This window comes from Desulfosporosinus sp. BICA1-9 (genome assembly GCF_000802135.1).
In genome coordinates, this window is sequence record NZ_JUEE01000189.1 from 1 (window position 1) to 7,553 (window position 7,553).

10 protein-coding genes are annotated in these 7,553 nt (G+C 36.7%); 6 read left to right on the top strand and 4 right to left on the bottom strand.

All coding sequences use genetic code 11. From position 1 onward, the window contains the following. Positions 1-293 (bottom strand): hypothetical protein (locus tag JL57_RS23485; protein WP_291300476.1); only part of this gene is annotated, 293 nt, incomplete at its 3' end. Between the two features lie 273 nt (positions 294-566). Here JL57_RS23485 and JL57_RS36605 point away from each other — a divergent pair. Next, positions 567-791 (top strand): DUF3795 domain-containing protein, encoded by a 225-nt coding sequence (locus JL57_RS36605; protein WP_366557080.1) that lies wholly within the window; start codon positions 567-569, stop codon positions 789-791. A gap of 389 nt (positions 792-1,180) precedes the next feature. Here JL57_RS36605 and JL57_RS23490 read toward each other — a convergent pair whose 3' ends face one another. Beyond that, entirely contained in the window at positions 1,181-1,594 is a 414-nt protein-coding gene (locus tag JL57_RS23490; RefSeq protein ID WP_034144359.1) for an Lrp/AsnC family transcriptional regulator, read from the bottom strand. Between the two features lie 107 nt (positions 1,595-1,701). Between JL57_RS23490 and JL57_RS23495 the strand changes: the two genes are divergently transcribed. Further along, the gene (locus JL57_RS23495) at positions 1,702-2,271 is read left to right on the top strand and encodes a cysteine hydrolase family protein (protein WP_034144360.1); all 570 of its coding nucleotides are present in this window, start codon (positions 1,702-1,704) and stop codon (positions 2,269-2,271) included. A gap of 218 nt (positions 2,272-2,489) precedes the next feature. Here JL57_RS23495 and JL57_RS23500 read toward each other — a convergent pair whose 3' ends face one another. Beyond that, positions 2,490-3,008 carry a GGDEF domain-containing protein gene (locus JL57_RS23500; RefSeq protein ID WP_366557081.1) on the bottom strand — a complete coding sequence of 173 codons (519 nt, stop codon included), beginning with the start codon at positions 3,006-3,008 and terminating at the stop codon, positions 2,490-2,492. A gap of 26 nt (positions 3,009-3,034) precedes the next feature. Further along, positions 3,035-3,964 carry a hypothetical protein gene (locus JL57_RS23505; protein WP_034144361.1) on the bottom strand — a complete coding sequence of 310 codons (930 nt, stop codon included), beginning with the start codon at positions 3,962-3,964 and terminating at the stop codon, positions 3,035-3,037. 911 nt (positions 3,965-4,875) lie between these two features. Here JL57_RS23505 and JL57_RS23515 point away from each other — a divergent pair. From JL57_RS23515 to JL57_RS35345, 4 genes are all read left to right on the top strand, one after another. After that, positions 4,876-5,403, top strand: a complete 528-nt coding sequence (locus tag JL57_RS23515; RefSeq protein ID WP_291300477.1) for an MFS transporter — start codon at positions 4,876-4,878, stop codon at positions 5,401-5,403. Between the two features lie 111 nt (positions 5,404-5,514). Beyond that, positions 5,515-6,798, top strand: coding sequence for a WYL domain-containing protein (locus tag JL57_RS23520; protein ID WP_034144363.1), 1,284 nt, complete (start codon positions 5,515-5,517; stop codon positions 6,796-6,798). Beyond that, positions 6,785-7,084 carry a hypothetical protein gene (locus tag JL57_RS23525; RefSeq protein WP_034144364.1) on the top strand — a complete coding sequence of 100 codons (300 nt, stop codon included), beginning with the start codon at positions 6,785-6,787 and terminating at the stop codon, positions 7,082-7,084. The genes JL57_RS23520 and JL57_RS23525 overlap by 14 nt, the downstream gene beginning before the upstream one ends. Before the next feature lie 268 nt (positions 7,085-7,352). After that, positions 7,353-7,553, top strand: a 201-nt coding sequence (locus tag JL57_RS35345; protein WP_291300478.1) for a DUF6431 domain-containing protein, incomplete at its 3' end; no start/stop codon positions are given.

The following is a 7,553-nucleotide window of genomic DNA, read 5'->3' on the forward strand; positions in this document are numbered from 1 at the left end:
TCCCCGCTGGAGAGATACCAGGCTACAGCATAAAGATACACAAACACAGGATATGAACGGTTGGGGAGTTTAAAGGATGGCCAAATCATCTGGTAACTACCATCGTCCATACGTAGAATGGGACATTGGAGGGTGAACTGTCGATGATGTATTATTAGAAGATACTGCTTCTTCTTTTTGATGACCGTTCCCTGTGTTATGAACTCCTGCAGTTCCTCAGCGCTGAATGCCCGAACTTCTTGGGGAAGACGATTTTTTAAATTGACGGTCGATATTTTAAGTGTTATATTCATCTTGCTGATGGTTTTTTGGTGAAAATGGATTTTTTGCTCGCAACAAAAATCTACCATTTTTCTACCGAATTTTCCATCAGTTTTTTTATATTACCGTCGTGGTCCCTAAGTTATTGAGCACAAAAAGAAAAAAGACCACTTGGTGGTCTCTGATTGAATGAGCGTTGGGTGCCATTTTGGTATCCTTTGAAGTGAGCGAATCCAAACAGCGAGATAAGAAGTTTGAGTTCAAAATTATCTGAGTTATTGAAAGGTTACAAAGGACTAGCGAGGATGAAAGCAGAAAATGACCCTGCTTTTAAAGGGTATACTGAATTTGAGCAGATTCTTAGTAATTTTGCCAAGGGCACTTGTGGTGGTTGTCGAAGTAATAATGTTCAATGCCCCCTAGAATGCCATGCAAAAACATGCCGCAAGGAACGTAACATTGATTTTTGTTTTGAATGTGACGTGTTCCCATGCGACAAACAATTCAAAGGCAAGCTTAGAGAACGATAGATTTACATAAATAATAGAATGAAGGAAATCGGTGTAGAGAATTATTATATTGAACAACGCCAATTGCCAAGATATTAGGAAAAAATCCATGTTACATTCTACCCCGCCAGACGTAGGCTAAGGGCCTTGCGGCCCTCGCCTTCAAACCGTCCGCGATGAGGACGGAGGTTCATTGGTAATCATCGGTGACGAGTTAACGTGGGTTGGGGGTTCGTTGCAGTAAAACACACCGGGGGAAAATATTATGCCAAATTGGGGCGTTGGGATATTTGAGGGATATGTTGGAGTGAGTGGATGTCTTCGGGTTTGATCATTATTCTCTAAAATGTATAATTGATAAAGCGTGTTCGGGCTTTGGAGCGTAAAGTATTCAAAGCCTTTACTTTTTCTTATTTAATTTTTCCTATAGAAATATTTATCCGGTAATTTCCATACTGTAAAACAGAATCTAGAAAATGGTTTAAATCTAGCTGGGAATTAACCTGGATTTTCAGCATGTAACACCCTTCACCGCTAATCCGGCTAGCTTCCACAACCGATTCATTATCTTTTAAGAATACGTGAAAAGCCACATGATTAGTTGTTTTCATGAAGATGGTGACGTATGCGGTTATGGTTTTCCCAAGCAACTCTTCATCAAGCAAAACAGTGTAACCTTTAATAACGCCTAAACTCTCCATTCTTGAAACACGGTTAGCAACTGCCTGTCCGGTTAGATGAACCTCTTCACCGATATCTCTCAAATGAACTTTACAATTTGCTTTTAGCAGCTCTAAAATTGCCAAATCAGTTTTATCAAGCATTTTTATCAAAATCCTTTTCTAATGAAACCGAATAAAGTTCAAGACTTTCCCGGCACAATATATCTTCTTGTATAATTATTATAACAAAAGATTTGGAGGGATTGTCAATGAAAAAAGCTTTACTGGTAATTGACGTTCAATATGAATATTTTACAGGAAGAATGCCGGTTACATATCCTAAAAGAAGTTTTGATAATATTATTAAGGCTGTGGATGTGGCTAATAAATATGAAATTCCGGTAATTTTGATCAGACATACAGCGTTACAAAATGATGCAACTGCCTTTTTAAAGGGGACTAGGGGCTGGGACATTCATGAGGAACTATTGAAAAAAGAACATGTTTGTATTGTTGATAAGAACCTGCCTGGAAGCTTTACAGATACCGAACTTGAAAAATTATTTATGGAAATGGGAATAGATACAGTTGTTATATCTGGATACATGACACAGATGTGCTGTGACACGACTGCAAGACAGGCAGCTCATCTCGGATACTCAGTAGAATTTCTATCAGATGCTACGGGAACTTTGGATATATCAAACTATGCTGGTAAAGTTTCGGGGGAGGAACTTCACAGGGCGATTCTTGTAACACAAGCTATGCAGTTCTCCAAGGTGATTTCCACCGATGAATGGATGGAAGAAATGGAAATAACGATAAAAGAGAATGAATGAAGATAAATTTTCATACTCGAATGGGATTCCAGATAGAAAAAGGAGATTCCGATGTTGATGGAATACTGGTTCATACCAATTACGATGGGCCTAGCCAGGCCAGAGTTCTATTCATTACATCGAGTCATAAGAAATATGAGATAATTTCACAGGAAAAGAGTGGCCTGTAGTATAATGTGGTTAATATGGAAATATTTCCTTATAAGTGATAAAGCCTGTTAAAGAACAACTGTACAATTACGACCGTTACCCTTTGCTTTATATAAAGCCTTATCTATTCTCTTAAGTAGAGATTGTACATCGTCATTATTATTAACGTTCCATTGGGAAACCCCAATGCTGACCGTAACTTTTATATTCTGGGAGCCAATTAAAAAAATATGATCAAAAATTTGTTTTCTAATTCTTTCAGCTATCATCTCAGCTTCTTTCTCAACTAATTCGGGCAAGAAACCAACAAATTCTTCCCCACCAAATCGGCTTATTTTTTCTTCACTACGTGTGTTTTTCAGCATTATTTGAGCGATCTGTTGTAAAACATCATCACCAGCTTCATGTCCAAATTGATCATTAATTTCCTTAAAATGGTCTATGTCTAGCATAAATAGAGAAAATATCAAGGTATCATTTAAATTTGCCTGTTCGATAAACCTATACAAACTCTGAATAAGATAGCGTCGATTATATAATCCAGTAAGAAAATCTGTTTCTGCCTCTAATTTTATTGTAGCACTTATCTGCTTAAGTGATTCATGCTTATCTTCTAGAGCTTTTTTATAACCTCAAGTTCTAAATTCGATTGTGCCAATAACAACATAAGCCGTTTGTTATCTACTAAATTAACTATTTGTCTGATGCTTATTAAGAAAATTCCAAAAATCATGCCTACAACTAGGCTATCCAGTTTCCAAATTCTTATAATGATTACGATTAAAAACAAAAACATACTAATATAAGGTATCGTACTTCGTGTAAAACTGGGATCATAAGGAATATCATTCATCATATCAGCTATTTCAACTTTTCTAGTTTGATTCTTGCTATAGAGACCTGCTAAACCTATTAGTAAACTTGCCAAGGTCCATAGCGGATCGACTAGGCTTCCAGTGTGATAACACTCATTCAAACTCATGTATAAAAATGCTGAGTCAGCAATAGCAAATAGTGTTAAGCCCATCACTAATGTGTAGTGAGTGTTACGGGAAAAGGTCTTTGAAGTTGCGTTTAAGCCTAACACACCAAATATCAGACCTAAATCAGAAATAGGATATGCCAGAGCAACTGATTTGAATAAAAGCGTGGAGCCTTCTTGGAGAAATATGGGCTGGATAATATAATACCAACTCAGAGCTACGACCACAGTCATAGTGATTAGAATATCCAAAAATATGCGAAAACTAATAAAAAAGTTTTCGCTTTTATAGATGATGTTTAAAATTGACAATAGAATAAGTGTTGGTTGTAATAGATAAAAAACATCAGAAAGCCCTGGAAAAGGTACTTTAACTTCTAGAATTAAATCATAGTAACCCCAAAAGATCTGTGCAATGATAAAACTTGAACTACTTAAAAATATCAAATACCAAAAGATCCGCTCAGTTCCCCTAGCTTGCTTGTAAACATAGTATAGGCAGACTGTGGCCATAGCAAAACCACAAAAACCAAAAAACTCGAACCCAATATTTTCATCCATTGATCGGCACGCCATATATAAAGCCAACAGTAATAACTCAATATATAAATTATCATTGTAATAATGTAAAAGCGGGTTTCTACGAGGGGGTTATATTTTCTAAAAGATAATATTTTCTCTTCCATAACTGTTTAGCATAACCTCGTTTTCCATAATAAATAACCTTATTGTGTCTTTTATATTAAAAAACAAAAAAAGAACTAGTATTTATTTACTAGAAATACTTCTATAAAGACATAGTTTTACCTGCTTGCAAGAAATAGATTTTGAGTTTTTTTCATAAAATACCATTATAGTTATATAAACTACAGCTTGAGGTAGGAGCGACAATCACTTCTGAATTATTAGGTCAATTATATCATCGGGTTTACACAACCTATCTAAATCCCATATGGGGAAATCATTCATCGGCCACACAGGAAGGGATTATGATTTACCGGCGATATTATTCGGAAGAGGATAAAAGCAAAGACAGTGAGTTTTTGTACTTCAGCGACCTGAGCAAGAGCTTTTATAAAGCTCCTCTGCCTTTGGTGTTTAGCTCTTGCAGTCCTTCGTTCGCGCATATATATAAGTTGAACTATTAGCAAGAGTATGTATCCGTAGCCTCCCAAAAAGAGGGTTTTTTCATAAAATGCAGAATATTTAGTATATAAAATCTTGTATAAACTCATCCTTGACAGTGCCTCAGCAACAGCAAATGGGTACAAGTTTGCACAACCTATTATTTTGGTCCAGCTGAAGCAGGAGCCAGCTGATAAGGGAGCAAACTAGCTGAACAATCCCAATACTCTACAACTCAGATTTATCTACAAAAATGATCAAAACATCGGCGAAGATGTTACTGCACTGAAGGCTGAGGTTGATGATGTAGGTTAATTATTAACTAATTTTTGCTAACCATAAAGGAGGTGAGTCTGGTCGGAATTTCAGAACGTACTTTGCCCGAAAAGCCATTATGGACAAAGACATTCCTTTTATTAATTACTGCTAACTTTGCTTCCTATGTCAGTTTCTATATGTTGAATCCCACTATACCTATTTATATTGAATCAATTACCGGAAAGCAAGCTTTATCCGGTTTGGGGATGGGTGTATTTTTCTTATCTGCAGTGTTATTTCGGCCCTTCGCTGGGCGTATTGTGGATACACGTCAACGCAAAAGCGTCTTTTTATTCGGTTCATCCATTTTTTTCATTAGCATTCTGGCTCTAAACTGGGCCCCTACTCTCTTAGTGCTCTTGTTGGCTCGCTTTGTGCAAGGTTTTGGCTGGGCCTATTGCAACACTGCAGCTGGAACTTTGGCCAGCGATATTATTCCTAAACATCGTTTTGCTGAGGGGATAGGATTCTACGGTCTGTCTTTAAGCATAGCTATGGGGATCGGCCCCGCCTTAGGTCTTTTCCTGCTACAACTATTGACGACTACACTATCGTGATATTACATATTATGTAATATCACGATGCCGGTAAGACATTAATTAAATTAGCAAGGAAAGTCATACTGTGATAATTGAACACACTTTAAGTATAATAGTATAAGGAGCATTATGTTTAACGATTTTATTAAACATTATAATACCATTAGAAATATTCTGAGAGACTGTTTTTTATATGGATGCTTTTCGATTGACGATCTCGAAACTAAAAGAAATGTCAGCCCAAGGAAAGTAAGTTATGAAATACGACGTATTCAACAGTACGTCGAAAAGAAATATGTTAAAGTGGATAAAGATGGACGGTATAAACTCATTAGCCTTACATACGATTTTTTAAGGCATACAGACAACTTCCTTGTGAATACTTTTATGACAAAAAGTTTTACGAGGACAGACCTTTACTTGTATCTACTGATTCTGATGTACCTTCAGTCAAAAAACACTCCTTGTTCAGTAAACGCTATAGTCGATGAACTAATTGAGGATGGCCATTTAGACTTCGAAAAAATCAGCGTAAAGACGATCGAAAGAAAACTTAATGAAATGTCTAAAGGAATCGGTATTCTTTCTTGTGATACGGAGAAAAGGACAAAACAGTACTTTATAGCACCTGATATATTAGACCAACTCAGCTACGACCAGTTGCTAGAGTTGCTCAGGGCCATTGATCTTTATAAAAATATTGTTTTTCCTACAACTATCGGTTATTTCTGTGCCCAAACACTTCAGGATTATTTGAAGTACGAAAGAAAATGCAGCGTTACTTTTAACTTGTTTAATTACAAGTATGTTCACTTTCATCCTGTAATTGAGGAACATATCCTCTGGGAGATTCTGAAGGCAATCCATCAAGAAAGAAAGATTAAAATTTACTATCATACAGCGAAAAGACCCGATAAGAACTCCTGTAAAGTCCTAACCCCTTACAAAATAAGATATGATGTACGTCATGGCAGATTTTATCTAATATCCTTCAATAATTATGGTAAGTGCATTATTTCAAGGCTGGATAGGATCGAGAGTATTGAATTGCAAAAAGAATCCTTCAGCAGGGAAGATTATAAAAAAAATTACAAAGAGCGTATGAAATACACTTGGTCCAGTGTAGCTTTGGCAGATGGAAAAGACCCGGAAAACATCAAATTGGAACTCTTAATTGATGAATCCTCTGAAAGATATTTGATTGAAAAGCTTAAAAACGAAGCACCCGGTGGGAAAATGGAGAAAATTGAGGAAGGTCGCTATCACTATTCCCTGAAGGTTAGTGATAGTGGTGAGATGATTCCCTGGCTTAGAAGCTATGCAGGAAATATTCGGGTCTTGAAAAGTACTGAGCTTGCCGAAAAACTCGCAGCAGACTGGAAGGAGATTCTTTTGTCCTATGGAGTTGTTTGACAAAGTAAAAAACAGATATTTTCATCTGATATTTAGAATTATTAACGAATGTGTCTCTGGGAAAACTAAAGATGAGATTTTGAAAATCATTGATGAGGGAGAATTTGAACAAAAAGTTATCGGAAAAAATCAAAACACTTTTGCTGATCTCGTATTGAATAGCGGTGACAAAGACAATAATTTCAATCTATTAAAACAAGAGAATGATCTGTTTTTTCCGTGCATTAGGGATACTGGAAAAAACCCCTTGCCGATTCGTTTTACAAACTGTGGGCGCTCACTTTAACTGACGTTAAAGGAGCGTCTTTTTCTTGACTTGTTTGGCGTTGCCGTTGGATAATGGTTGTCATGTGTCAAAGTAGATCGCATGACAATCTGAAAAGAAGGATAAAAGAAAGAGGAAACATCATTGGCCGGCCAGCCTAGTTTCCTCTTTCCCATTGGTTACTACCAATTTGAGTTTACATGAAGAAATATGGACTGTCCAGTTATATATTGAAAAGTTTGTCCATGGTTGTCCTAATCACTTGCGTCCTAAGGTGTGTCCTCATTGCTTGGCAAGGGCGATGTTGCATAAACATGGAAGTTTTAAACGAATCGTGTATACCTTGTTAAAGGCGTACGTCCTATCAATCTATCGATTTAAATGTTGCGAGTGTGGAAAAGCTACCTCATTTCTTCCTAACTTTATGAAGGAACACCATCAGGTGGCGTGGGAAGTTAAAGAAGAAGTGATCCGTCAACAGTTAGCTGGG